Below are 21,760 nucleotides of genomic sequence, written 5' to 3'. Positions count from 1 at the left end.
CTGAATTAGGGGCTTTAGGTGCTGAAAAGGACTCCAATCGGAGTCCTAATATTTGATTTCAACTAGGGTCAATCCCTTTGCAGGAGATTTCTTTCCTGGTTTCAATCTGTCCTTTGATTCTATTATATCACAAATTTCTTCTGGTTCAATATTACCAATTCCTACCTCAATTAGTGTCCCCACTATAATTCTGACCATATTATATAAAAAGCTATTGCCCGTCACTATGATTTCAACTAAGTTGCCTTTTTTGACTATATCACATCTATAAAGTGTTCTAACACTTGTTTTGACTGATCCTCCTACTGCTGAAAAGGCAACAAAATCATGTTCTCCCAAAAAATATTTAGAGGCTTCCTTCATCCTTTCGATATCTAATGGTTTATGGTAGAAATAACTATATAACCTTTCTTGTGGCAAAGGTATTTTAGAATTATATATCTTATAGATGTATGTTTTTTCCTTAGCACAATACCTTGGATGAAAGTCAAAATCCATCTCTTCCGCGCTCTGAACAACGATATCCTCCGGTAGATAACAATTCAGTGCACGGCATATTTTATATGGCGTCAATTTTGTTTTTACTTCTATTGAAGCGGCCTGTCCGAATGCATGGACACCTGAATCTGTCCTACTCGAACCTTTTAAAACGAAAGATTCTTTAAATATCCTATTACAGGCTTTCAAAAGCTCTCCTTCAACGGTCTTATGACCTATTTGTTTTTGCCATCCACAATAATTTGTACCTTCATATGCAATGATAATTTTAAATATTTTATTCATTTGTTAACTCCCCCAAATCAACCTAATCATAATTAAAATACCAACATAAGCTATACTAATTAAAAATGTCATATAATCCTTTGAAAAGTATTTTAATTGATGCATTTTGGTTCTACCTTCTCCACCTTTATAGCATCTTGCTTCCATAGCCAACGCCAAATCCTCGGCTCTTCTAAAGGACGATATAAATAGCGGTACCAAAAGAGGAATAAGACTCCTAGCCCTCTTAACTATACTTCCTTCTTCAAACTCAGCGCCTCTTGCTGTTTGAGCTTTCATAATTTTATCTGTTTCCTCTAATAAAATCGGAATAAATCTAAGCGCTATTGTCATCATCATAGCTATTTCATGAGCTGGTACTCTTATTTTTTCCATTGGTTTTAATAAGGTTTCAATGCCATCCGTCAAGGAAATAGGCGATGTGGTCAACGTTAACAATGACGATCCAATAATGAGTAATATTAATCTAATTCCCATTAGTATTGCTAAAATTACGCCTTCTAAAGTAATTTTAATAATCCAAAAATCAACAAGTATTGTTTTCCCTGGTGTGAAAAATATATTGATTGATATTGTAAGTACAATAATTACTACGATAGCCTTTAACCCTTTCAAAATAAAGCTTAATGGAACCTTTGAAGTATAAATAACACTTGATATAAATACAAACGTAGCAAAATAACCGATAAAATCAATATTAATAAAAAGCGAACAAATATAAATAAATGTTGCAATAATTTTAGTTCTCGGATCCAATCTATGTATAATAGAGTCTGAAGGATAATACTGCCCTATTGTAATGTCTCTAATCACAACTACCACACTCCTCTACAAATTCTACTTTAGCAACTCTTTTAAAGCCTCATAGGCTTCTGAAATAGTAATAGCTTCATCTTCTACAACCATTCCTTTCTCTTTTAAGGCCCTCAACAAGTAGGTGACCTGTGGCGCTCCTAACCCCATGCTTTCTAATTTTTCTATGTTTTTAAAAACCTCTTTACTCGTACCATCTAATTCTATACTTCCTTTATCCATTACTATAATACGATCTACATACCTAGCAATATCTTCCATACTATGTGAAACCAAGATGATGGTAATCTTTGTATCTTTATGCAATTTCTTGATTTCATTTAAAATGTCATCTCTACCTTTTGGATCCAAACCAGCTGTAGGCTCATCTAAGATTAAAACTTTAGGTTCCATTGCTAAAACGCCTGCTATTGCAACTCTTCTTTTTTGTCCACCTGAAAGTTCAAAGGGAGATTTTTCATAAAATTCCTCCTCCATCAAACCTACCTTACCTAGCGCAGTCTTTACCCTTAAATCGATTTCCTCTTTTGCCAATCCCATATTTGTAGGCCCAAATGCTACATCCTTAAATACTGTCATTTCAAACAACTGATGCTCAGGATATTGAAAAACTAGACCAACCTGTTGTCTTAATTTTTTTAAATTAATATTTTTGCCATTTACGTCTTCGCCATCAACATAAATAATACCTGACATTGGTTTGATCAAGCGATTAATATGTTGAATCAGCGTGGACTTACCTGAACCTGTATGCCCAATAAGTCCAATAAATTCTCCATCCTCAATCGTTAATGAAACATTTGAAAGTGCTCTCTTTTCAAAAGGAGTTCCTTTCCCATAAACATAATTTAATTCTTTGATTTCAATCGACATATTGCATCAACCATTTCCTCTACTGTAAGTATAGTCTCATCTATTTGAATTCCATCATTTTTAAGCATGTACGCAACCTCTGTAACCTGTGGAACATCCAGCCCAATTTCTTTAAGTCTCTTCACATCCGAAAAAACCTCTCTCGGACTACCATTCATCTCTATCTTACCTTGATCCATAACAATTACCCTATCAGCCTGAACCGCTTCCTCCATAAAATGAGTTATCAGAATAATCGTAATCCCTTCTTCTCTATTCAGCTGCTTCACAGTCTCTATAACCTCGATCCTCCCTGAAGGATCCAACATAGCCGTCGGTTCATCTAAAACAATACACTCCGGCCTCATAGCAAGCACTCCTGCAATGGCAACCCTTTGCTTCTGACCACCAGACAACTTATTCGGCGAATGCCTAGCATACTCCGACATCCCAACAACTTCCAGCGCACTATCCACTCTTTTCCTAATCTTCCCTGCCTCTACCCCTAAATTTTCAGGCCCAAACGCCACATCCTCCTCAACAATCGTCGCAATAATCTGATTATCTGGATTCTGAAACACCATCCCTGCACTTTGCCTAACCTTCCAAACATTCCCATGATCTTTGGTATCCATTCCCTTAACCCAAAGAGTCCCTTCCTTAGGCACCAACAAAGCATTCACATGCTTCGCCAATGTCGACTTCCCCGACCCATTCCTCCCCAAAATCGCAACAAATTCCCCTTTCCTAATATCCACCTCAACCCCATCCAATGCTCTAAACGTATTCTCCACTTCCCCCATATCATTATGCACATGATACTCAAAAACCAACCCATTTCCCATAACCATCTCTTCCATTCCAACACCCCCTTCTTCATTACTTTCTTCCCATCAACAATCTTGATCCCTATTTTAAATTTAAAAAGATTTCATCTTTTCCAACCCCCAAAAAGCTTCGCCCCAATTTAGTTTTGACCTTAGTTTTGACTTTAGGTTTGAATTTAGGTTTGTCTTTAGGTTTGACCTTAGGTTACCTTAATCTCAGGTTTGGTTTGCCTTTGTTTTAGATTCTAGATTTTAGATATTCGTATTAGGTTTTTGCTATATCCTTGCATCCTCATCACCGAAGAATTTTGCTTGATACACTCATAAGTCTAGCAAGAAGTCATTTGGGTATTGCTGAAGCAGTGAGCCATGGATGGCGAACCAACCCCTCTTGCACACGGATGTGCAAGGGGTTGCGAAAGCAATACCCAAATGACTTCTACCACACTAATGCAAAATTCTGACCGTCTTACTACTCCCTCAACCTACCGCAAAATTCCACCCGTCTTACATTCCACACACCTAACCAAACTCCCTAACACAACCCTAAAACATCAGCCATTAAATTTAAAATAGGGACTAAGCACCAACACTTAATCCCCACATAATCCCTTTATACTAATTCAATAATTACTTCTTCAGCTGCGTCACCTTTACGTGGACCAATCTTAACGATTCTTGTATAACCACCATTACGATCAGTATACTTTGGCGCAATTTCATCAAATAACTTTTCCACTAAATCAACTTGCTTTGTATTAGCCTTTTTACCTGCACTTGCAGCTGGTACTTCCTTTACTGGATAAAGTACTGAAAGTATTTGTCTACGTGCATGTAATCTTGAAGGATTATCTTTTTTAATATTCTTTTTAATTTCTTCAAACTCAGTAACCTTCTTGCCATCAACAGTAGTTTTAACTCTACTTCCATCAGCTGTCTTTTTAGGCACTTTTTGAGTTACAGTAGTTTCAACAAAATTATCTTTTTCTCTAACTGCAAGAGCAATTAGTTTTTCAGCTATTTTACGAACTTCTTTTGCTTTAGTCTCAGTAGTTTTAATCTTGCCATGATAAATCAAATTAGTAACTTGATTTCTAAGCAAAGCTTTTCTTTGAGAAGAAGTTCTTCCTAGCTTTCTATATCCTAATCCTGCCATCTCTATTTACCTCCTTTATCAGATGTTGTATTCTCTAGTATATAAATCAACGAATCTATTCATCACTAGGTTTTAACACCAATTCAAGTTCTTTTAATTTTGATAATACTTCTTCCAAAGATTTTCTTCCTAAGTTTCTTACTTTCATCATATCTTCGGATGTTCTATTCGTTAATTCTTCAACTGTATTAATCCCTGCTCTTTTCAAGCAGTTGTAAGAACGTACAGATAGTTCTAATTCATCAATGCTCATTTCAAGAACCTTTTCTTTTTCATTGTCTTCTTTTTCAACCATTACTTCAGTATTTTTAGCACTTTCAGATAAGTCTACAAACAAGTTTAAATGCTCGCTTAAAACCCTAGCTGCTAAGCTTACTGCTTCATCTGGTGACAATGTACAATTGGTCCATACTTCGAGTGTTAATTTATCATAATCTGTAATCTGTCCAACACGTGTATTTTCTACAATAAGATTGACACGTTCAACTGGCGTATAACTTGAGTCAATTGGAATCACTCCGATTGGTTGATCATCAGATTTGTTTTTCTCAGCACCGATGTATCCTCTTCCTCTAGTAATCGTTAACTCAATAAACAGCTTACTGTCAGCTCCACCGCTTAATGTTGCTATAGTAACATCTGGGTTAAGGATTTCAATATCTGGATCTGCTTGAATATCAGCTCCTGTTACGATACCTTCACCTTCAAATTCAATATAAGCAACTTTTGGTTCAAAACTGTCACTGTTGTTTTTAATAGCCAATCTTTTAATGTTAAGAATAATTTCCGAAACATCTTCCTTAACACCAGGAATCGTACTAAATTCATGCAATACTCCATCAATTTTAATACTACTAATTGCTGCTCCTGGCAATGATGATAACATAATTCTTCTAAGGGAATTGCCAAGCGTTGTGCCATAACCTCTCTCCAGAGGTTCAATCACAAATCGCCCATATCTATTATCTTCGGTTATTTCGATAATATCAATTTTTGGTTTTTCAAAATCAAACACGTTTAAAGACCCTCCTTCTATAAATTAATATTATATAGAATATCTTCATTCTACATATGTGCTTTAGCGCGAATTCTGAGGGTAAAATGCTTCTAGCTTGCTCATGACATATGTTATTATTTAGAATACAACTCAATGATAAGCGTTTCTAAAACTGGAACTGTAATTTGTTCTCTTGTTGGAAGAGCTAAAACCTTAACAGTATAACTGTCTAAGTCTACACTTAACCATTCTGCAACAGGTCTACCTGATGTACTTTCAAAAATATCTTTGAATCTTTGAATGCCATGAGATTTTTCTGCTATTTGAATAACATCTCCTGCTTTTACTAAATAAGAAGGAATGTTAACTCTTTTACCATTTATGATTACATGGTTATGACGAACCACTTGTCTTGCTTCAGTTCTAGAACGACCTAACCCTGCTTTATAAGCAACATTGTCTAAACGTGACTCAAGAGTAATTAGTAAGTTATCACCTGTAATACCTTTTTTACGATCAGCTTCTTCAAAATAATTTCTAAATTGAGTTTCAAGCACACCATAAATTCTTTTTGCTTTTTGCTTTTCACGTAATTGTAATCCGTATTCGGAAACTTTTGTACGTGATTTACCGTGTTGTCCTGGTGGATACGGTCTACGATCTATTGCACATTTACCAGTGTAGCATCTATCGCCTTTTAAGAAAAGCTTATCGCCTTCTCTACGACACAATCTACATACTGCTCCTGTATATCTTGCCATTGTTTACACCTCCTGACGGTTACACTCTTCTGCGTTTTGGTGGACGACATCCATTATGTGGTACTGGTGTTACATCCTTGATACTTGTTACATCTAATCCTGCCGCTTGTAGCGCTCTAATAGCAGCTTCTCTACCAGCACCAGGGCCTTTTACCATAACTTCTACAGCTTTTAATCCATGAATCATAGCAGCTTTTGCCGCAGTGTCTGCAGCCATTTGAGCTGCATAAGGCGTAGATTTTCTTGATCCTCTAAAACCAAGTCCACCTGCACTTGCCCATGAAAGCGTATTGCCTTCTGTATCGGTTAGTGTAACTAGCGTATTGTTAAATGTTGATTTTATATGAGCTTGTCCGCGTTCGATATGTTTCTTTACGCGCTTTTTAGTAACTTTTTTAACTACTTTCTTTGCCATCAATCAAACCTCCTTACGATTATGATCTCTAATGGTTTCCTAAACATCATCTAATCCTACAGAAACATGCTTCGCAGTTTCTGTAGTTTCGCGGTACTCGTCGAATGAATACATACATACATTCGCTCTCCTCGCTACTCGCGAAAATTATTTCTTCTTGTTAGCAACTGTTTTACGTGGGCCTTTTCTTGTTCTTGCATTTGTCTTAGTTTTTTGTCCTCTTACTGGAAGACCTCTTCTATGACGGATTCCACGATAACAACCAATTTCCATTAAACGTTTGATATTAAGCGCTACTTCACGTCTTAAATCACCTTCAACCATTTGAGAAGCATCAATGATTTCACGTATTTTAGCTACTTCTTCATCCGTTAAATCTCTTACTCTTGTATCTGGACTAATTCCAGCTTGTGTTAAAATTCTATTTGAACTTACTCTACCAATTCCATAAATATAAGTTAGACCAATTTCAACGCGTTTTTCTCTTGGTAAGTCAACACCACTAATACGAGCCATGTTATCTTTGCACCTCCAGCTTTTAAAATTAAGGTTAGTTTCTAAATACAGTGTCTCTTCATATGCGGTGAACGTATAAACGAGACCTATACTATTTTGACGGTTAACAATATGTCTATTATTGGCACTGCAACATGTGCATATAATAGGATTGTTAAGGTATTATTTATCTCTTCTATCAGCAAAAAATCACTTAACCTACAACGGTTCCTAGTGGTTCATTGCGTCAGCCGCTTACAGAATATCACAATTAGATATTATATAATAGTTTTGTCAAGGTTGCAAGCATTTTTTATAAGTTTTAACAATTTTTATGTGTTTAATCATTGTTAAGCCAAAATACAACTGTTTTAATCAACCTTGTTTTTGTTTGTGCTTAGGATTATCACAGATAACGCGAATTCTCCCATGTCTCTTAATTATTTTACATTTTTCACAAATAGGTTTTACTGATGCTCTAACTTTCATCAATATCGCTCCTTTCCATGTACAATTGTCATGTAAATTTTTTCCCAACTTGAAGGGTTTTACATCTCAATGATTCATATTTACTTATCACGCCAAGTTATTCTTCCTTTAGTTAAATCATAAGGAGACATTTCAACTGTGACTTTATCACCTGGCAGAATTCTTATATAATGCATTCTTAATTTTCCACTAATATGTGCTAAAATGGTGTGTCCATTTTCTAGCTCTACTTGAAACATTGCATTAGGTAGTTTTTCAAGAACTTTTCCTTCTACTTCAATAACATCTTTTTTTGACATACTTTAAACCTCCTTACGATGATCTAGGCCTTTTTGATATACGATTAGTTCTCTTCTAATATCGGCATTTGTCAGCTTTTCTTCATTTTCAATTTTATGTTTAATGGTTTCGATTACTATATTCATTGGCTGAATATGTTTTAGCTTTTTTTTCTTTGGGTTTTCAATCCTTCTAAAATGTCCATCTACCAAATATACATATTCATCTTGAATATCTATTATTACGAATATTTTATCTTGATCTCTTCCAGCCTTTGATTTAATAATTTGACCGTATTGAAATTTATCCATGGTATTCACCTCATCTTATACTACTGTAAGAAGCTCGTAACCATCTTCTGTAATCAGAATCGTATTTTCATAGTGTGCCGATAATGACTTATCTAATGTCACAACAGTCCAATCGTCTTCAAGTACCCGAACCTCGTATCTACCGGCATTCACCATAGGTTCTATTGCAAGTACCATGCCCTTTTGAAGCTTTGGTCCTCTTCCTATAGGTTTATAATTAGGTATTTGCGGTTCCTCATGCATATCTTTACCAATGCCATGACCAACTAGATCTCTAACAACAGAGCATCCATTATTTTCAACATAATTTTGAATTGCTTCGGATATTTGATGCAAATGATTGCCTGCCTTTGCCATTTTAATTCCTTCATAAAAGCTTTCCTCAGTAATTTTAATCAAATGCGTTGCTTCCTCAGAAATCCTTCCGATACTATGTGTTCTTGCAGCATCTCCATGGTAGCCCTTATACATAGCTCCTATATCAATACTAACAATATCGCCTTCTTCAATTCGTCTGTGTTTACTTGGAATACCATGAACCACTTCTGAATTAATAGAAACGCATATTGATGCAGGATAGCCGTTGTAACCTTTGAAAGAAGGTTGAGCGTTTTTACTTCTAATGAATTCTTCTGCTATTTGATCTAATTCTAAGGTTTTCATGCCTGCTTTTATATTTCTTTCAATTAATTGGTGTGTTAAGGCAACAATTTTTCCAGCTTCTCGCATGAGTTCTATTTCTTGATCGTTCTTAATAAGAATTGACATAAACTATGCCCCCAAAACTTTAATAATCTCGTCTGTAATGTCTTTAACAGTTAAAGTTCCATTTATTGAGATTAATATACCTTGATTGTTATAGTAATCAATCAAAGGTTGGGTTTGTTCATGATAGACTTCCAATCTCTTAAGAACAGTTTCTTCTTTATCGTCATCCCTAAGGATTAGTCCAGAACCACATGTATCACATTGGTTTTCTGTTTTTGGTGGAACGTTGACGATATGATAGGTTGCACCACATCCAACACAAGCTCTTCTGCCTGACATCCTTCGCACGATATCATCATCAGGAACAGCAACTTCAATAGCATAATCCATTTTTGCTCCCATATTTGATAGTGCACTGTCTAAACTTTCAGCCTGCGGAATTGTTCTTGGAAAACCATCTAATACAAATCCATTTATACAGTCCTCTTGTTGAAGGCGATCTGCTACTAAATCTACAACCAGATCATCTGGAACTAATAACCCAAGATCCATATATTCTTTTGCTTTTTTACCAAGTTCAGTATCGTTTTTAATGTTTGCTCTAAAAATATCACCCGTAGATATATGTGGTATTTTATAGGTTGCAGCAATATATTTTGCTTGTGTTCCTTTTCCTGCACCAGGAGCCCCTAACATAATTAACTTCATTCTATCGCCTCCATATCTTTACAAAAGACTCTGTTTAAAATTAAATACAAGACTTGGAAAGTGAACTTCTCTTGGAAGTGTCCTTTCCTCATCTGAATTATGAATTTAAAAATCCTTTGTAATGTCTCATTACCAATTGAGATTCAATTTGCTTAATTGTTTCTAAGCATACACCAACAACAATGATCAGTGAAGTACCACCAAATCCAATTTGTACCTTTGTAAGAGCAGATAAAGCAATTGGAGATATAGCTACGATTCCCAACAAAATACCTCCTATGAGGACAATTTTGTTTAAAATGTTCGTTAAATAGTCAACTGTTGGTTTACCTGGTCTAATACCTGGAACAAAACCACCATTCTTCTTCATGTTATTTGCAACTTCATACGGATTAAAGATAATCGCAGTATAGAAAAATGCAAATAAGATAATTAATACGAAGTATAGGCCTGCTCCAAATGGAGATCTATTATAATTCAAGAAATTAATCGTTTTATCCAGCCATGGTGCTGGTGTTTGAGTAAAAAACCCAGTGATAACTTGCGGAAATTGTAAAAGTGAAGAAGCAAATATTACTGGAATAACACCAGCCATATTAACCTTTAGTGGAATGTGTGTTGATTGTCCACCATAGGACTTTCTTCCCTGCATCTTTTTAGCGTATTGTACTGAAATCCTTCTTTCACCTAAGTAAATAAGAACTACCAACACGATCATACCAAAAAATACTAACAACATAGCAAGTACTTGAATATATTTACCTAATATCGCTTGATTATAAAGAGCTTTTGCTCCTGAAGGAAATCTGGATACTATATTAACAAAAATGATTAATGATATACCGTTTCCGATACCTTTTTCGTTTATTCTTTCGCCTATCCACATTAGAAATGCTGTACCAGCAGTCATAGCAGATACCGCGATTACAACTGACAAAACATTGTATTCGTTAAAAATGGTTCTAAGTCCAAGAGAAATTGCTAATGATTGTACTAGAGCAAGAACAACTGTACCATATCTAGTCATCTTAGCGATCTTCTTACGTCCATCTTCACCTTCTTTTTGCATTTCCTCAAGTGCTGGAATTGCAATGGTTAAAAGGTTCATGATAATAGATGCATTGATATATGGAATAATACCCATTGCAAATAATGTCATGTTAGCGAATGCTCCACCAGAGAAAGCATCAAATAATCCAAGTAAATCCCCAGCCTGTGAGAAATAATCTTTTAATACATCAGCATTTATTCCTGGAATAGGGATCGCAGCCCCCATTCTAATCACAAATAACATGAGTAAAGTGAAAATAAGTTTACTTCTTAAGTCTGGTACTTTAAATGCATCACGAATTGTTTTGAACAATTACACCACCTCGGCTTTCCCACCAGCAGCTTCTATTTTTTCAATGGCTGATTTACTGAAAGCATTTGCTTGAACAGTTAACTTTTTCGTCATCTCGCCATTTCCTAATATTTTAACGCCATCTTTTGGATTGTTTACTATGCCTTTTTCGATTAGTTTCTCAATTGTGACTACACCGCCAGCTCTAAATACATTAAGGGCTTCAATATTGATGCCAATAATTTCTTTAGAACTTCTGCAAGTAAAACCTCTTTTTGGAAGTCGTCTGTAAAGTGGCATTTGACCACCTTCAAATCCAATTCTAGTTCCTCCGCCAGAACGAGAGTTTTGTCCATCTCTTCCTCTTCCAGCAAATTTACCGTTACCTGAACCATGACCTCTCCCTTTTCTATATCTATTGCTCGTTGAACCTTCAACAGGTCTTAAATCTGATAAATTCATGCAGATTACACCTCCTAACTATTTTAGTGTTCTATATTTCTTCAACTTTGATTAAGTGAATAATGTGTTTTACCATCCCTCTAATTGCAGGGTTATCTTGTTGCTCAACTGTTTTGTTTAGCTTTGTTAAACCTAATGCTACTGCAGTTTTTTTGTGTTTAGGAATGGCTCCAATGGTTGATTTAACAAGTGTGATTTTTAATTTATTTGCCATCTTTGTTTCCTCCTAACCTGTGATTTCTTCTACTGATTTTCCACGAAGTTTTGCAACTTGTTCTGGAGTCTTTAATTCAAATAAACCTTGTATTGTTGCCGCAACAACATTATTTTTATTATTTGAACCTAAAGATTTTGTTCTAATATTTTTAATTCCTGCAAGCTCAAGTACGGCACGTACTGGTCCACCAGCGATTACTCCAGTACCTTCTGGTGCTCTTTTAAGAAGTACAGAAGCACTTCCAAAGTTACCAAGGTAGTCATGTGGGATACTGCCATTCTCATCAATTGGAATTTCGATCATTTTCTTTTTAGCATCATCAATGCCTTTACGGATTGCTTCTGGAATTTCAGTTGCTTTTCCCATTCCAGCTCCAACATGACCATTTTCGTCTCCAACAACAACCAAAGCTGCAAATCTAAAATTACGTCCGCCTTTAACAACTTTCGTTACACGTCTAATGGATACTACTTTTTCTTTAAGGTCCATTCCGCTTGTATCTAAAACTGTATGTTTCATCATTTTACCTCCTTGCTATAATTATACGCTTGTTCTATTGCGATCAATTGATATATCAACTTAGAAAATTAATCCTGCTTCTCTTGCAGCATCAGCTAAAGCTTGCACTTTACCATGGTATATATAACCTCCACGGTCAAATACAACACTTCCGATACCTTTTTCTACTGCTTTTTTAGCGATAGTGGTACCAACTGCTTTGGCAGCTTCAACATCATTTTTCTTTTCAAGTTGAAAATCTTTGTCTAATGTTGATGCAGCTGTAAGTGTTACACCTTTTGTATCATCAATAATTTGTGCATATATATGACTGTTACTTCTAAACACACATAAACGTGGTCTTTCAGAAGTGCCTTGAATTTTGTTTCTGATCTTTCTGTGTTTTTTAACACGTACTTTTGATCTTACTTCTTTATTTACCATTTGGGTTTCACCTCTTTACTTTGTAATCATTGTGTTTCAGATAATGAGCTTGACTATGCGTCTTACTTCTTACCTGTTTTACCTTCTTTACGTATGATAACTTCATCAGAATATTTAATACCTTTACCTTTGTAAGGTTCTGGTTTTCTTTTAATTCTAATTTCAGCAGCAAATTGTCCAACTTGTTCTTTATTAATACCTCTTACAATGATAACATTTGTTCCTTCAACCACTGTTTCAATGCCTTCAGGATCTATCATTTCAACAGGATGGCTGTAACCTAAAGATAATACTATTTTGTTCCCTTGTTTTACAGCTCTATAACCAACACCATTGATTTCTAATTTCTTTTCGTAACCTTTGGTTACACCTTCAACCATATTAGCTACCAATGTTCTTGTTAAACCATGTAATGATCTCATTTTCTTTAAATCATTAGGTCTTGTAACAAGGATTTGATCTTCTACTTTTTCTACCGTAATTTCTTTAACCAATTGTCTTTCTAAAGAACCTTTTGGTCCTTTCACTGTGATGAAGTTTTTGTCAGTAACATTAACTTCTACACCAGCTGGAATTTCAATAGGTAATCTTCCAATTCTTGACATTTTATTTCCTCCTAGTGGTTAGATTGAGATAGCATTGCTATCGTTTCACCTAGAGCGTTTGTTTACAAACGCAATCTTTTTAGTCTTCATTACTCTTCAAGAGCGTTTGCAAAGCAAACGCAATTCTAAGTATTTGTTGGATTTTATTACCAAATAAATGCGATTACTTCGCCGCCAACATTGATCTTTCTAGCTTCTTTATCTGTAATAATACCCTTATTTGTTGAAATAATTGCTGTTCCAAGACCACCTAATACCTTTGGTAATTCATCTTTACCAGCGTATACTCGGAGCCCAGGCTTTGAAATTTTCTTAATACCAGAAATAACTTTTTCGCTTTTATCTTTGCCATATTTTAACTCTAATCGAATTGTTTTAATGTGACCATCTTCAATGGATTTATATCCTTTGATAAAACCTTCTTTTGTTAATATTTCTGCAATTGCAAGCTTCATGATTGAAGCTGGCACATCAACAAAATCGTGTTTAGCTGTGTTCGCATTTCTAATTCTAGTTAACATATCTGCAATAGGATCACTCATTGTCATGTTTGTTGCCTCCTTCCTAAACTTTGTTTACCAGCTAGCTTTTCTAACGCCAGGTATTTGTCCTTTATATGCAAGTTCACGGAAACAAATTCTACACACGCCATACTTTCTTAAGTAACCGTGAGGTCTTCCGCAAATTCTACAACGACTGTACGCTTGAACAGCGAACTTAGGCGTACGTTGTTGTTTCACTTTCATTGATGTTTTTGCCATTTAATTGCTTCCTCCTTACTGCTTTTTGAAAGGCATTCCGAATAATGTTAACAGTTCTCGAGCTTCTTCATCAGTTTTAGCAGTCGTTACAAATATAACATCCATCCCTCTGATCTTATCGATTTTTTCGTAAGATATTTCTGGGAATATTAATTGTTCTTTAACGCCTAAAGCATAGTTTCCTCTGCCATCGAATGAATTGGCATTAACGCCTCTAAAGTCACGAACACGTGGAAGTGATAAATTAATAAGTCTATCTACAAACTCATACATTCTCTTACCACGAAGGGTTACTTTAGTACCAATTGTCATTCCTTCTCTTAACTTAAAAGCAGCTACTGACTTTTTAGCTTTGATTGGAAGTGGTTTTTGTCCTGAAATAATTGTTAAATCATTAATAGCGGCATCCATAGCTTTAGAATTTTCTTTTGCTTCACCAACACCCATATTAATAACAACTTTTTCTATTTTTGGTACTTCCATAATGTTTTTATAATTAAACTTTTTCATCATTGCATCAACAATTTCATTATTGTAAGTCTCTATTAATCTACTCATAATAAGTGACCTCCTTCCTTAAATTAATCAATTACTTCACCTGTTGATTTTGCTACTCTAAGACGAACGTTTTTCATCTTTCCGTCTCTTTCTTCTTTTGTCAATTTAATGCCTAATCTTGTTGGTTGACCTTTATGAACATACATAACGTTAGATACTGTAATGGCAGCTTCTTGATGAATAATGCCACCTTGTTGATTTTTCGCACTTGGCTTACTATGTTTCGTAGCCATGTTAATGCCTTCAACTAAGACTCTTCCGTTTTTCTTGTCAACAGAAAGGATTTTACCTTTTTTACCTTTATCTTTACCAGCAATCACTTGTACTGTATCGCCAGTTTTTAATTTGATATTCGCCAATTCTTACACCTCCTTATAATACTTCTGGTGCTAATGATAATATTTTCATGAATTTTTTTTCACGAAGTTCTCTTGCAACAGGTCCAAATATACGAGTTCCCTTTGGAGTCTTGTCGTCTTTAATAACTACTGCTGCGTTTTGGTCAAATTTGATATATGAACCATCTTTACGACGTACACCTTTAACCGTTCTAACTACTACTGCTTTCACTACGTCACCTTTTTTTACAACGCCACCTGGTGTTGCATCTTTAACTGTAGCAACGATGATATCGCCTACATTGGCATATCTTCTAGTAGATCCTCCTAATACACGAATACAAAGTATTTCTTTTGCTCCTGTATTATCGGCTACTTTAAGTCTAGATTCTTGTTGAATCATGCTTAATCCTCCTTTCAGTTACGATCATTGATCTCAATGATCTAAACCCTAAAAATTATTTTGCTTTTTCGACTATTTGTACCAATCTCCATCTTTTGTCCTTGGATATCGGTCTTGTTTCCATTACTTTTACTCTATCGCCAATTCCACATTCATTGTTCTCATCATGAGCTTTCAACTTGTAAGTTCTTTTAATTACTTTGCTATAAAGTGGATGCTTAACACTGGTTTGCACAGCTACAACAATGGTTTTATCCATTTTATCACTTACAACTCTACCTGTACGAGTTTTTCTCATATTTCTTTCTTCCACGCTTATTTCCTCCCTTCAGAATTAGGGTAACTTTATTTGCTTACTTTACTTTGTTCAGTTATAATTGTTTGAATTCTAGCAATATTTTTGCGAACTTCAGTAATTCTGCCTGTATTTTCTAATTGATTTGTTGCATTTTGAAATCTCAAATTAAATAACTCTTTTTTTGCAGCCACTAATTCGGATTGTAATTCCACAGCGGATTTGGTCTTTAATTCGTCTAAAAATTTAGTTGTTTTCACAATTATCACCGCCTTCTAAATCCTTACGAGAAACAACTTTGCATTTGCATGGTAATTTATGCACAGCTAATCTTAGTGCTTCTCTTGCTACTGATTCTTCTACACCTGCAAGTTCAAACATAACTCTTCCAGGTTTTACAACTGCTACCCAGTACTCAGGAGAACCTTTACCAGATCCCATTCTTGTTTCAGCAGGTTTCGTTGTAACAGGTTTGTCTGGGAATATTTTGATCCAAACTTTACCACCACGTTTGATATGACGAGTCATAGCAATACGGGCTGCTTCTATTTGGTTTGATTTAATCCAACATGGTTCCATAGCAACAATACCAAATTCTCCATAACTAATATTGTTTCCACGTGTAGCTTTTCCAGCCATTGATCCACGGAATTGCTTACGTCTCTTAACTCTTTTTGGCATTAACATTACAGTACTCCTCCTTTGTTCTTATCTTTCATAGGAAGAATTTCGCCATGATATATCCATACTTTTACGCCAACTTTACCATAAGTTGTGTTTGCTTCAGCAAAACCATACTCAATATCAGCTCTAAGTGTTTGTAGTGGAATAGTTCCTTCGTTGTAAGACTCACTACGAGCCATTTCAGCGCCGCCTAAACGTCCTGAACAACCAATTTTTATTCCTTTTGATCCTGCTTTCATAGCACGACCCATGCTTTGTTTCATTGCTCTACGGAATGATACACGGTTTTGAAGTTGTGCAGCTACGTTTTCAGCAACAAGCTGAGCACATTTTTCCGGTCTCTTTACTTCCATAATGTTTACAATTACTTTACTAGTTGTATGTGTTTGAATAAATTTTCTTAATTCTTCTATTGATGCTCCGCCTTTACCAATAAGAATACCTGGTTTAGCAGTATGAATGTTAATTTTTATGCGTTCTGATGCTCTTTCAATTTCTATTTTATTGATGCCAGCCGCAAATAATTTTTTCTTAATGAGTTTTCTGAGTTTGTCGTCTTCAACTAAAAAATCAGAAAAGTTCTTTTCAGCATACCATCTTGAATCCCAATCCTTGATGATACCGACTCTCAGGCCGTGTGGATTAACTTTTTGTCCCATGCCTAACCTCCTTATCTATTTATTGTTTAAGATAATAGTAATGTGACTTGTTTTCTTTTCAATTCTAAAAGCTCTACCTTGAGCTCTTGGTCTGATTCTCTTAAGTGATGGTCCTTTGTTTGCAAAGGCTTCATCAATAAATAGAGTATCTGAATTCATGCCACTATTATTTTCAGCGTTTGCTACTGCTGATTTTAATAATTTTTCTATAATTCTAGCGCCGTTTCTTGGTGTGTAAGCTAAAATACCAAGTGCTGAAACAACGTCTTTACCTTTAATTGTATCAAGAACAATTTTTGCTTTTGTAGTCGATACTCTTGCGTAAGATAACTTAGCTTTTGGCCTAGCATCTTTATTCGCATTTCTTTCTCTTTTAATCTGACTTCTATGTCCTTTAGCCATCTAGATTGCCTCCTTTCAATTAACTAACGCACTCTTGATTTCTTTTCATCTCTTGTATGACCTTTATAGGTCCTAGTTAAAACGAATTCACCTAATTTATGTCCAACCATGTCTTCGCCAACATAAACTGGTACGTGTTTTCTTCCGTCATGAACAGCAATTGTATGTCCAACCATTTCAGGGAAAATCGTTGATCTTCTTGACCATGTTTTGACAACTTGTTTGCTTTCAGTTTCATTTAAAGCTGCTATTTTCTTAAGTAAGCTTTCATCAGCGAAGGGTCCTTTTTTCAATGAACGAGCCATTATTAAACCTCCTTTTTCAAGTCCTTCTCAATTATTGGTACTTGTGTAACCGAGAAGTTAAATCATTTATTAGTTTTGTATCGCAAATTATTTCTTAGTACTACGTCTTCTTACGATATATTTGTTTGATTGTTTATTTTTCTTTCTTGTCTTATAACCAAGAGCTGGTTTACCCCAAGGTGTCATAGGACTTGGACGACCAATCGGCGCTCTACCTTCACCACCACCATGTGGATGATCATTAGGGTTCATAACAGATCCACGAACTGTTGGACGAATGCCCATGTGACGTTTACGACCTGCTTTACCAATTGTAATAAGCTCATGATCAATATTTCCTACTTGACCTACTGTTGCTCTACATTTGACTGGAACCATTCTCATTTCACCAGATGGTAATCTAAGAGTTGCCATTTTGCCTTCTTTTGCCATAAGTTGAGCTACATTTCCTGCTGAACGAACCATTTGTCCGCCTTTTCCAGGTTGCATTTCAATATTGTGAACGCTTGTACCTACTGGAATGAATTCTAGTGGAAGAGCGTTACCTATCTTTATTTCGGCTTCAGGGCCATTCAATAACTTAGTACCTACTTTTAATTTGTATGGTGCAATGATATAGCTTTTTTCACCATCATCATATTGAAGTAATGCAATATTTGCTGTTCTGTTAGGATCATACTCAATTGCTACTACCTTAGCTGGTACATTATCTTTATTTCTTTTAAAATCAATGATTCTATACTTGATTTTAGCACCGCCACCGCGATGTCTTACAGTTATTTTCCCTTGATTATTACGTCCAGAATGTTTTTTCAAGCTTACTACCAATGACTTTTCAGGCGTTGATTTCGTAATCTCCTCAAAAGTTGAAGCTGTCATATGTCTTCTAGAAGGTGTATACGGGCTGTATTTTTTTATACCCATGATTTTCACTCCTTTCAAAAACTTACACGCTACCGTGTGTGTCTATTCATACTTAGTGTTAATTACTAATTACATGCCTTCGAAGAATTCAATATCTTTGCTTTCAGCTGTAAGTGCTACAATAGCTTTCTTAGTCTTAGCAGTTTTACCAGCAGTTTGACCTCTTCTTTTTAATTTACCAGCTTTATTCATTGTATTAACTGATTTTACCTTAGTGCCTTTAAACATTTTTTCAACTGCTTCTTTTACTTGTACTTTCGTTGCGCTTGGATGAACTAGGAAAGTATATTTCTTTTCGGACATTGAATTCATGCTTTTTTCGGTAATAACAGGTTTTAGTAGTACGTCATAGTATTTTAAGTCAGCCATTATGCGTACACCTCCTCAATAGTTGCAACTGCATCTTTAGTTACTACAAATGTATCATATTTTAGAATATCGTAAACATTGATTGTATTCGTTTGTGCAGTTTTTATATCAGCAATGTTTCTAGCTGATAATACAACGTTTTTATCATTGTCTGCTATTACGATAAGTGCTTTTGATACCTTTAGGTTCTCTAATACTTTAATCATGCTTTTTGTTTTAATCTCATCAAATACAAGTTGATCTAAAACAATAAACTTTTGATCATTTACCTTCGCAGTTAAAGCGGACTTTAGTGCTGCTCTTTTTTCTTTTTTGTTTAATTTAACGGAATAATCTCTTGGTTTTGGAGCAAATACAACACCGCCACCTTTCCATTGAGGAGATCTAATAGAACCTTGTCTTGCTCTACCAGTTCCTTTTTGTTTCCATGGTTTTGCACCACCGCCTCGTACTTCTGCGCGAGTTTTTGCGCTTTGCGTTCCTTGGCGACTATTTGCGAGCTGTCCCACAACAGACTTATGCATTAAGTGATTTTTCACATCAACGCCAAAGATTTCATCGTTGAGTTCTAATTCACCAACTTGTTGACCTTCCATGTTGTATACAGATACTTTAGCCATTATTGTTCCTCCTTCCTGTGTTTATTAAGCTTTAACCGCATCAATAATAGTTACGATTGCTTTTTTAGGTCCAGGTACTGCACCTTTTACTAGAATTAAGTTGTCTTCTAAATCGATTCTAACAACTTCTAAATTTTGAACTGTAATTTTTTCAGCACCCATATGTCCAGGTAATTTTTTACCTTTGTATACTCTACTTGGTGATGATGCTGAACCCATTGAACCAGAAACTCTATGAGATTTTGAACCATGGGCCATCGGTCCTCTGCTTTGACCGTGTCTCTTAATAGAGCCTTGGAAGCCTTTACCTTTGGAAATACCAGAAACATCCACTAAGTCTCCTACTTCAAACACATCTGCAGTAATAGATTGTCCAAGTTCATAACTTTCTGCACCATCTAATTTAAACTCTTTTAGATGTCTTTTGAACTCTGAGCCTGCTTTGTTAAAATGTCCTTGTAATGGTTTTGTTGTGTGCTTTTCTTTTTTGTCTGCAAAACCTATTTGTACTGCACTGTAGCCATCGTTTTTTTCGGTTTTTACTTGTGCAACTGTACAAGGTCCTGCTTGTAATACTGTAACCGGTACAAATGTTCCATCTTCCATGAAAATTTGTGTCATGCCGATTTTTTGAGCTATAATCGCTTTCTTCATTGTCGAACCTCCTATTAATCTACAGCGGATTACACGTACTAGCTTGCTTTTCAAACTAGTATGTTGGGAAAGTCTAATCTCTTAAAAGCAAGACATCCTTTCCTTCACTAAATGTAATCATCCTAGATGGTTTATACTTTCGAAACCTTCACAAGAATTCAAACAACTCAATTCTTGATGCATAAAACCAATAACACGAAGTCTTTGTTTTAATGTTCAAAATATATATAAACCTCTACAAATTATTTCGCTTTGTACGTTATGTACTGCGCAAATACTTTGTTGGATTATTTCACATCTACTTTAATGTCTACCCCAGCAGGTAGTTCTAGACGCATTAATGCATCTACTGTCTTTGCAGTTGGCATGTTAATGTCAATTAATCTCTTGTGGGTTCTTTGTTCAAATTGCTCTCTCGAGTCTTTGTACTTATGAACCGCTCTAAGAATTGTGATTATTTCTCTCTTTGTTGGGAGAGGAATAGGTCCGCTTACCATTGCGCCTGTCTTCTTAGCTGTTTCAATGATTTTCTTAGCTGATTGATCGATTAATTGATGATCGTAAGCCTTTAAACTGATTCTCATTTTTTGAGTTGCCATAAAAAAAGTCGCCTCCTTTTCGTACGTTAGTACGACAAGTGGTGACTGTACATGTTGCCGTGTGTATCATAGTTGTTACACACTCTTAATCAACTTCATTGATTTATTGTACAGTGATCTTGTCGCCAGTTTCTTGAACTTGACATCGCTCCGTAAGAAAACCTGTATAAATACAGCAACCTCTTACTTCATTGCTCTTTTGTCACAGCAATAATTATTATACATCACATTTTCTTTCATTGCAAGCCTTTTTTTAGGATTTTTTATATTTTTTTTCTTGTGGATTTAACGGCTTAATGATTGCGATGAATGTTTTTCTTTTAGAACGCTATTGTGCTTAATGCCAAATTAACCCATAATTGTATAGTTTTTACAGTTGTTGTAAATATATCAAGAAATCTTTAATTTTCAAGCATATTTTTTTAAGGCTTGTAAATTAAAATCAAGGCCTTCTTAGGTAAATCTAAGAAGGCCTTTTCATTGCTTTTATTTCTAGTATTAAGCTGCTTCTTCGTTCGCTTTTTCTACTATTGGTAGTTCTTGTTTTATAAATAATCGCAATAGCATTAACATTCCTCCAAAATAAAAGGCCCCACCCAATAACATTACAATTAACCACTGTAAGGTATCTTGTTGTGGGCTAGCAAAGGTAATTGTATAAAAACAAAACGTATAATTATTAAAAAGCATAGGTAACGTCTCTCCCAAAACAACTAGTAGAAATATCGCAATAAAAATCGGAATCAAAAGAGTGTTATAAACTCCTGTTTTACCTATCACTAAGTATATACCTTTAAGTACCAATCCACCCATAAGAATGCCCACAACTCCACCACAAAATATATTTTTAATTTGATCAGTCTTCCACCCGATGAGTGTAAATAGCACAAAAGGCATAAAAGCCGGCCATGCAATCGTAATTTTAAACAAGCCCAAAATGAATAATGTTAAACAGAGCCATACCCCTGAGATGAATGCCGCAATAATAGTACCCCTGCTAAATTTCAATTTCTTTTCCATGTTTTTC

37 protein-coding genes are annotated in these 21,760 nt (G+C 35.3%); all 37 read right to left on the bottom strand.

Annotated elements, in window-relative coordinates; all coding sequences use genetic code 11:
- Positions 1 to 45: 45 nt before the first annotated feature.
- The 37 genes from CVU84_08725 to CVU84_08545 all read right to left on the bottom strand — a co-directional run bounded on the left by CVU84_08725 (position 46) and on the right by CVU84_08545 (position 21,753).
- Positions 46 to 783, bottom strand: coding sequence for a tRNA pseudouridine(38-40) synthase TruA (locus CVU84_08725; protein ID PKM94998.1), 738 nt, complete (start codon positions 781 to 783; stop codon positions 46 to 48).
- A 3-nt stretch (positions 784 to 786) separates the two neighbouring features.
- On the bottom strand, positions 787 to 1,596 hold the full coding sequence (locus tag CVU84_08720) for a transporter (protein PKM94997.1): 810 nt from the start codon (positions 1,594 to 1,596) through the stop codon (positions 787 to 789).
- A 24-nt stretch (positions 1,597 to 1,620) separates the two neighbouring features.
- Entirely contained in the window at positions 1,621 to 2,469 is an 849-nt protein-coding gene (locus CVU84_08715; protein PKM94996.1) for an energy-coupling factor transporter ATPase, read from the bottom strand.
- Positions 2,445 to 3,308 (bottom strand): energy-coupling factor transporter ATPase, encoded by an 864-nt coding sequence (locus CVU84_08710; GenBank protein PKM94995.1) that lies wholly within the window; start codon positions 3,306 to 3,308, stop codon positions 2,445 to 2,447. Before CVU84_08710 ends, CVU84_08715 begins: the two co-directional genes overlap by 25 nt.
- Positions 3,309 to 3,888: 580 nt before the next feature.
- On the bottom strand, positions 3,889 to 4,431 hold the full coding sequence (locus tag CVU84_08705) for a 50S ribosomal protein L17 (protein ID PKM94994.1): 543 nt from the start codon (positions 4,429 to 4,431) through the stop codon (positions 3,889 to 3,891).
- Positions 4,432 to 4,486: 55 nt separating this feature from the next.
- On the bottom strand, positions 4,487 to 5,446 hold the full coding sequence (locus CVU84_08700) for a DNA-directed RNA polymerase subunit alpha (protein ID PKM94993.1): 960 nt from the start codon (positions 5,444 to 5,446) through the stop codon (positions 4,487 to 4,489).
- 116 nt (positions 5,447 to 5,562) lie between these two features.
- Positions 5,563 to 6,189, bottom strand: a complete 627-nt coding sequence (locus CVU84_08695; protein ID PKM94992.1) for a 30S ribosomal protein S4 — start codon at positions 6,187 to 6,189, stop codon at positions 5,563 to 5,565.
- A gap of 19 nt (positions 6,190 to 6,208) precedes the next feature.
- Positions 6,209 to 6,604 carry a 30S ribosomal protein S11 gene (locus CVU84_08690; protein ID PKM94991.1) on the bottom strand — a complete coding sequence of 132 codons (396 nt, stop codon included), beginning with the start codon at positions 6,602 to 6,604 and terminating at the stop codon, positions 6,209 to 6,211.
- A gap of 147 nt (positions 6,605 to 6,751) precedes the next feature.
- Positions 6,752 to 7,120 carry a 30S ribosomal protein S13 gene (locus tag CVU84_08685; GenBank protein PKM94990.1) on the bottom strand — a complete coding sequence of 123 codons (369 nt, stop codon included), beginning with the start codon at positions 7,118 to 7,120 and terminating at the stop codon, positions 6,752 to 6,754.
- A gap of 354 nt (positions 7,121 to 7,474) precedes the next feature.
- Positions 7,475 to 7,588: a 50S ribosomal protein L36 gene (gene rpmJ / locus CVU84_08680; protein ID PKM94989.1), complete on the bottom strand. Its 114-nt coding sequence runs from the start codon at positions 7,586 to 7,588 to the stop codon at positions 7,475 to 7,477.
- Positions 7,589 to 7,668: 80 nt separating this feature from the next.
- Entirely contained in the window at positions 7,669 to 7,887 is a 219-nt protein-coding gene (locus CVU84_08675) for a translation initiation factor IF-1 (GenBank protein PKM94988.1), read from the bottom strand.
- 3 nt (positions 7,888 to 7,890) lie between these two features.
- The gene (locus CVU84_08670; protein PKM94987.1) at positions 7,891 to 8,178 is read right to left on the bottom strand and encodes an RNA-binding protein; all 288 of its coding nucleotides are present in this window, start codon (positions 8,176 to 8,178) and stop codon (positions 7,891 to 7,893) included.
- 15 nt (positions 8,179 to 8,193) lie between these two features.
- On the bottom strand, positions 8,194 to 8,946 hold the full coding sequence (gene map, locus CVU84_08665) for a type I methionyl aminopeptidase (protein PKM94986.1): 753 nt from the start codon (positions 8,944 to 8,946) through the stop codon (positions 8,194 to 8,196).
- Positions 8,947 to 8,949: 3 nt separating this feature from the next.
- Positions 8,950 to 9,594 carry an adenylate kinase gene (locus CVU84_08660; protein ID PKM94985.1) on the bottom strand — a complete coding sequence of 215 codons (645 nt, stop codon included), beginning with the start codon at positions 9,592 to 9,594 and terminating at the stop codon, positions 8,950 to 8,952.
- A gap of 97 nt (positions 9,595 to 9,691) precedes the next feature.
- Positions 9,692 to 10,957, bottom strand: coding sequence for a preprotein translocase subunit SecY (locus CVU84_08655; GenBank protein PKM94984.1), 1,266 nt, complete (start codon positions 10,955 to 10,957; stop codon positions 9,692 to 9,694).
- On the bottom strand, positions 10,958 to 11,398 hold the full coding sequence (locus tag CVU84_08650; GenBank protein ID PKM94983.1) for a 50S ribosomal protein L15: 441 nt from the start codon (positions 11,396 to 11,398) through the stop codon (positions 10,958 to 10,960). It abuts the gene before it with no gap.
- Between the two features lie 31 nt (positions 11,399 to 11,429).
- Positions 11,430 to 11,612, bottom strand: a complete 183-nt coding sequence (locus tag CVU84_08645) for a 50S ribosomal protein L30 (GenBank protein ID PKM94982.1) — start codon at positions 11,610 to 11,612, stop codon at positions 11,430 to 11,432.
- A gap of 12 nt (positions 11,613 to 11,624) precedes the next feature.
- A complete protein-coding gene (locus CVU84_08640) occupies positions 11,625 to 12,134 on the bottom strand; it encodes a 30S ribosomal protein S5 (protein ID PKM94981.1) in 510 nt (169 codons plus the stop codon).
- A 60-nt stretch (positions 12,135 to 12,194) separates the two neighbouring features.
- Positions 12,195 to 12,557: a 50S ribosomal protein L18 gene (locus tag CVU84_08635; protein PKM94980.1), complete on the bottom strand. Its 363-nt coding sequence runs from the start codon at positions 12,555 to 12,557 to the stop codon at positions 12,195 to 12,197.
- A gap of 62 nt (positions 12,558 to 12,619) precedes the next feature.
- The gene (locus tag CVU84_08630) at positions 12,620 to 13,162 is read right to left on the bottom strand and encodes a 50S ribosomal protein L6 (GenBank protein PKM94979.1); all 543 of its coding nucleotides are present in this window, start codon (positions 13,160 to 13,162) and stop codon (positions 12,620 to 12,622) included.
- Positions 13,163 to 13,308: 146 nt separating this feature from the next.
- On the bottom strand, positions 13,309 to 13,710 hold the full coding sequence (locus CVU84_08625; protein ID PKM94978.1) for a 30S ribosomal protein S8: 402 nt from the start codon (positions 13,708 to 13,710) through the stop codon (positions 13,309 to 13,311).
- Positions 13,711 to 13,737: 27 nt separating this feature from the next.
- The gene (locus CVU84_08620) at positions 13,738 to 13,923 is read right to left on the bottom strand and encodes a type Z 30S ribosomal protein S14 (GenBank protein PKM94977.1); all 186 of its coding nucleotides are present in this window, start codon (positions 13,921 to 13,923) and stop codon (positions 13,738 to 13,740) included.
- Between the two features lie 15 nt (positions 13,924 to 13,938).
- The gene (locus CVU84_08615) at positions 13,939 to 14,481 is read right to left on the bottom strand and encodes a 50S ribosomal protein L5 (GenBank protein ID PKM94976.1); all 543 of its coding nucleotides are present in this window, start codon (positions 14,479 to 14,481) and stop codon (positions 13,939 to 13,941) included.
- Between the two features lie 23 nt (positions 14,482 to 14,504).
- Complete coding sequence (locus CVU84_08610) at positions 14,505 to 14,831, bottom strand: 50S ribosomal protein L24 (GenBank protein ID PKM95013.1); 327 nt, start codon at positions 14,829 to 14,831, stop codon at positions 14,505 to 14,507.
- 22 nt (positions 14,832 to 14,853) lie between these two features.
- Positions 14,854 to 15,222 (bottom strand): 50S ribosomal protein L14, encoded by a 369-nt coding sequence (locus CVU84_08605; GenBank protein ID PKM94975.1) that lies wholly within the window; start codon positions 15,220 to 15,222, stop codon positions 14,854 to 14,856.
- Positions 15,223 to 15,277: 55 nt separating this feature from the next.
- On the bottom strand, positions 15,278 to 15,535 hold the full coding sequence (locus CVU84_08600) for a 30S ribosomal protein S17 (protein PKM94974.1): 258 nt from the start codon (positions 15,533 to 15,535) through the stop codon (positions 15,278 to 15,280).
- Between the two features lie 32 nt (positions 15,536 to 15,567).
- Complete coding sequence (locus tag CVU84_08595; protein ID PKM94973.1) at positions 15,568 to 15,777, bottom strand: 50S ribosomal protein L29; 210 nt, start codon at positions 15,775 to 15,777, stop codon at positions 15,568 to 15,570.
- Positions 15,764 to 16,204: a 50S ribosomal protein L16 gene (locus CVU84_08590; protein PKM94972.1), complete on the bottom strand. Its 441-nt coding sequence runs from the start codon at positions 16,202 to 16,204 to the stop codon at positions 15,764 to 15,766. The genes CVU84_08595 and CVU84_08590 overlap by 14 nt, the downstream gene beginning before the upstream one ends.
- Positions 16,204 to 16,860: a 30S ribosomal protein S3 gene (locus CVU84_08585; GenBank protein ID PKM94971.1), complete on the bottom strand. Its 657-nt coding sequence runs from the start codon at positions 16,858 to 16,860 to the stop codon at positions 16,204 to 16,206. The genes CVU84_08590 and CVU84_08585 overlap by 1 nt, the downstream gene beginning before the upstream one ends.
- Before the next feature lie 15 nt (positions 16,861 to 16,875).
- Positions 16,876 to 17,262, bottom strand: coding sequence for a 50S ribosomal protein L22 (locus tag CVU84_08580; protein ID PKM94970.1), 387 nt, complete (start codon positions 17,260 to 17,262; stop codon positions 16,876 to 16,878).
- Between the two features lie 23 nt (positions 17,263 to 17,285).
- Entirely contained in the window at positions 17,286 to 17,567 is a 282-nt protein-coding gene (locus CVU84_08575) for a 30S ribosomal protein S19 (GenBank protein PKM94969.1), read from the bottom strand.
- Between the two features lie 87 nt (positions 17,568 to 17,654).
- Positions 17,655 to 18,491 (bottom strand): 50S ribosomal protein L2, encoded by an 837-nt coding sequence (locus tag CVU84_08570; GenBank protein ID PKM94968.1) that lies wholly within the window; start codon positions 18,489 to 18,491, stop codon positions 17,655 to 17,657.
- A 69-nt stretch (positions 18,492 to 18,560) separates the two neighbouring features.
- Positions 18,561 to 18,860, bottom strand: coding sequence for a 50S ribosomal protein L23 (locus CVU84_08565; GenBank protein ID PKM94967.1), 300 nt, complete (start codon positions 18,858 to 18,860; stop codon positions 18,561 to 18,563).
- Complete coding sequence (locus CVU84_08560) at positions 18,860 to 19,480, bottom strand: 50S ribosomal protein L4 (protein ID PKM94966.1); 621 nt, start codon at positions 19,478 to 19,480, stop codon at positions 18,860 to 18,862. The genes CVU84_08565 and CVU84_08560 overlap by 1 nt, the downstream gene beginning before the upstream one ends.
- Positions 19,481 to 19,504: 24 nt before the next feature.
- Positions 19,505 to 20,134 carry a 50S ribosomal protein L3 gene (locus tag CVU84_08555; protein PKM94965.1) on the bottom strand — a complete coding sequence of 210 codons (630 nt, stop codon included), beginning with the start codon at positions 20,132 to 20,134 and terminating at the stop codon, positions 19,505 to 19,507.
- 287 nt (positions 20,135 to 20,421) lie between these two features.
- Positions 20,422 to 20,733 (bottom strand): 30S ribosomal protein S10, encoded by a 312-nt coding sequence (locus CVU84_08550; protein PKM94964.1) that lies wholly within the window; start codon positions 20,731 to 20,733, stop codon positions 20,422 to 20,424.
- Between the two features lie 498 nt (positions 20,734 to 21,231).
- Positions 21,232 to 21,753: a hypothetical protein gene (locus CVU84_08545; GenBank protein PKM94963.1), complete on the bottom strand. Its 522-nt coding sequence runs from the start codon at positions 21,751 to 21,753 to the stop codon at positions 21,232 to 21,234.
- Positions 21,754 to 21,760 lie beyond the last annotated feature (7 nt).

The organism is Firmicutes bacterium HGW-Firmicutes-1 (assembly GCA_002841625.1).
Lineage (GTDB): Bacteria > Bacillota > Clostridia > Lachnospirales > Vallitaleaceae > HGW-1.
This window is presented reverse-complemented; position numbering and strand designations above follow the sequence as displayed.

What these genes read in the sequence shown, in the direction of transcription:
- CVU84_08725 (PKM94998.1), bottom strand. Translation starts at nt 783, where the DNA reads ATGAATAAAATATTTAAAATTATCATTGCATATGAAGGTACAAATTAT.
- CVU84_08715 (PKM94996.1), bottom strand. Translation starts at nt 2,469, where the DNA reads ATGTCGATTGAAATCAAAGAATTAAATTATGTTTATGGGAAAGGAACT.
- CVU84_08710 (PKM94995.1), bottom strand. Translation starts at nt 3,308, where the DNA reads ATGGAAGAGATGGTTATGGGAAATGGGTTGGTTTTTGAGTATCATGTG.
- CVU84_08705 (PKM94994.1), bottom strand. Translation starts at nt 4,431, where the DNA reads ATGGCAGGATTAGGATATAGAAAGCTAGGAAGAACTTCTTCTCAAAGA.
- CVU84_08695 (PKM94992.1), bottom strand. Translation starts at nt 6,189, where the DNA reads ATGGCAAGATATACAGGAGCAGTATGTAGATTGTGTCGTAGAGAAGGC.
- CVU84_08690 (PKM94991.1), bottom strand. Translation starts at nt 6,604, where the DNA reads ATGGCAAAGAAAGTAGTTAAAAAAGTTACTAAAAAGCGCGTAAAGAAA.
- CVU84_08685 (PKM94990.1), bottom strand. Translation starts at nt 7,120, where the DNA reads ATGGCTCGTATTAGTGGTGTTGACTTACCAAGAGAAAAACGCGTTGAA.
- rpmJ (PKM94989.1), bottom strand. Translation starts at nt 7,588, where the DNA reads ATGAAAGTTAGAGCATCAGTAAAACCTATTTGTGAAAAATGTAAAATA.
- CVU84_08675 (PKM94988.1), bottom strand. Translation starts at nt 7,887, where the DNA reads ATGTCAAAAAAAGATGTTATTGAAGTAGAAGGAAAAGTTCTTGAAAAA.
- CVU84_08670 (PKM94987.1), bottom strand. Translation starts at nt 8,178, where the DNA reads ATGGATAAATTTCAATACGGTCAAATTATTAAATCAAAGGCTGGAAGA.
- map (PKM94986.1), bottom strand. Translation starts at nt 8,946, where the DNA reads ATGTCAATTCTTATTAAGAACGATCAAGAAATAGAACTCATGCGAGAA.
- CVU84_08660 (PKM94985.1), bottom strand. Translation starts at nt 9,594, where the DNA reads ATGAAGTTAATTATGTTAGGGGCTCCTGGTGCAGGAAAAGGAACACAA.
- CVU84_08650 (PKM94983.1), bottom strand. Translation starts at nt 11,398, where the DNA reads ATGAATTTATCAGATTTAAGACCTGTTGAAGGTTCAACGAGCAATAGA.
- CVU84_08645 (PKM94982.1), bottom strand. Translation starts at nt 11,612, where the DNA reads ATGGCAAATAAATTAAAAATCACACTTGTTAAATCAACCATTGGAGCC.
- CVU84_08640 (PKM94981.1), bottom strand. Translation starts at nt 12,134, where the DNA reads ATGAAACATACAGTTTTAGATACAAGCGGAATGGACCTTAAAGAAAAA.
- CVU84_08635 (PKM94980.1), bottom strand. Translation starts at nt 12,557, where the DNA reads ATGGTAAATAAAGAAGTAAGATCAAAAGTACGTGTTAAAAAACACAGA.
- CVU84_08630 (PKM94979.1), bottom strand. Translation starts at nt 13,162, where the DNA reads ATGTCAAGAATTGGAAGATTACCTATTGAAATTCCAGCTGGTGTAGAA.
- CVU84_08625 (PKM94978.1), bottom strand. Translation starts at nt 13,710, where the DNA reads ATGACAATGAGTGATCCTATTGCAGATATGTTAACTAGAATTAGAAAT.
- CVU84_08620 (PKM94977.1), bottom strand. Translation starts at nt 13,923, where the DNA reads ATGGCAAAAACATCAATGAAAGTGAAACAACAACGTACGCCTAAGTTC.
- CVU84_08615 (PKM94976.1), bottom strand. Translation starts at nt 14,481, where the DNA reads ATGAGTAGATTAATAGAGACTTACAATAATGAAATTGTTGATGCAATG.
- CVU84_08605 (PKM94975.1), bottom strand. Translation starts at nt 15,222, where the DNA reads ATGATTCAACAAGAATCTAGACTTAAAGTAGCCGATAATACAGGAGCA.
- CVU84_08590 (PKM94972.1), bottom strand. Translation starts at nt 16,204, where the DNA reads ATGTTAATGCCAAAAAGAGTTAAGAGACGTAAGCAATTCCGTGGATCA.
- CVU84_08585 (PKM94971.1), bottom strand. Translation starts at nt 16,860, where the DNA reads ATGGGACAAAAAGTTAATCCACACGGCCTGAGAGTCGGTATCATCAAG.
- CVU84_08580 (PKM94970.1), bottom strand. Translation starts at nt 17,262, where the DNA reads ATGGCTAAAGGACATAGAAGTCAGATTAAAAGAGAAAGAAATGCGAAT.
- CVU84_08575 (PKM94969.1), bottom strand. Translation starts at nt 17,567, where the DNA reads ATGGCTCGTTCATTGAAAAAAGGACCCTTCGCTGATGAAAGCTTACTT.
- CVU84_08570 (PKM94968.1), bottom strand. Translation starts at nt 18,491, where the DNA reads ATGGGTATAAAAAAATACAGCCCGTATACACCTTCTAGAAGACATATG.
- CVU84_08565 (PKM94967.1), bottom strand. Translation starts at nt 18,860, where the DNA reads ATGGCTGACTTAAAATACTATGACGTACTACTAAAACCTGTTATTACC.
- CVU84_08560 (PKM94966.1), bottom strand. Translation starts at nt 19,480, where the DNA reads ATGGCTAAAGTATCTGTATACAACATGGAAGGTCAACAAGTTGGTGAA.
- CVU84_08555 (PKM94965.1), bottom strand. Translation starts at nt 20,134, where the DNA reads ATGAAGAAAGCGATTATAGCTCAAAAAATCGGCATGACACAAATTTTC.
- CVU84_08550 (PKM94964.1), bottom strand. Translation starts at nt 20,733, where the DNA reads ATGGCAACTCAAAAAATGAGAATCAGTTTAAAGGCTTACGATCATCAA.
- CVU84_08545 (PKM94963.1), bottom strand. Translation starts at nt 21,753, where the DNA reads ATGGAAAAGAAATTGAAATTTAGCAGGGGTACTATTATTGCGGCATTC.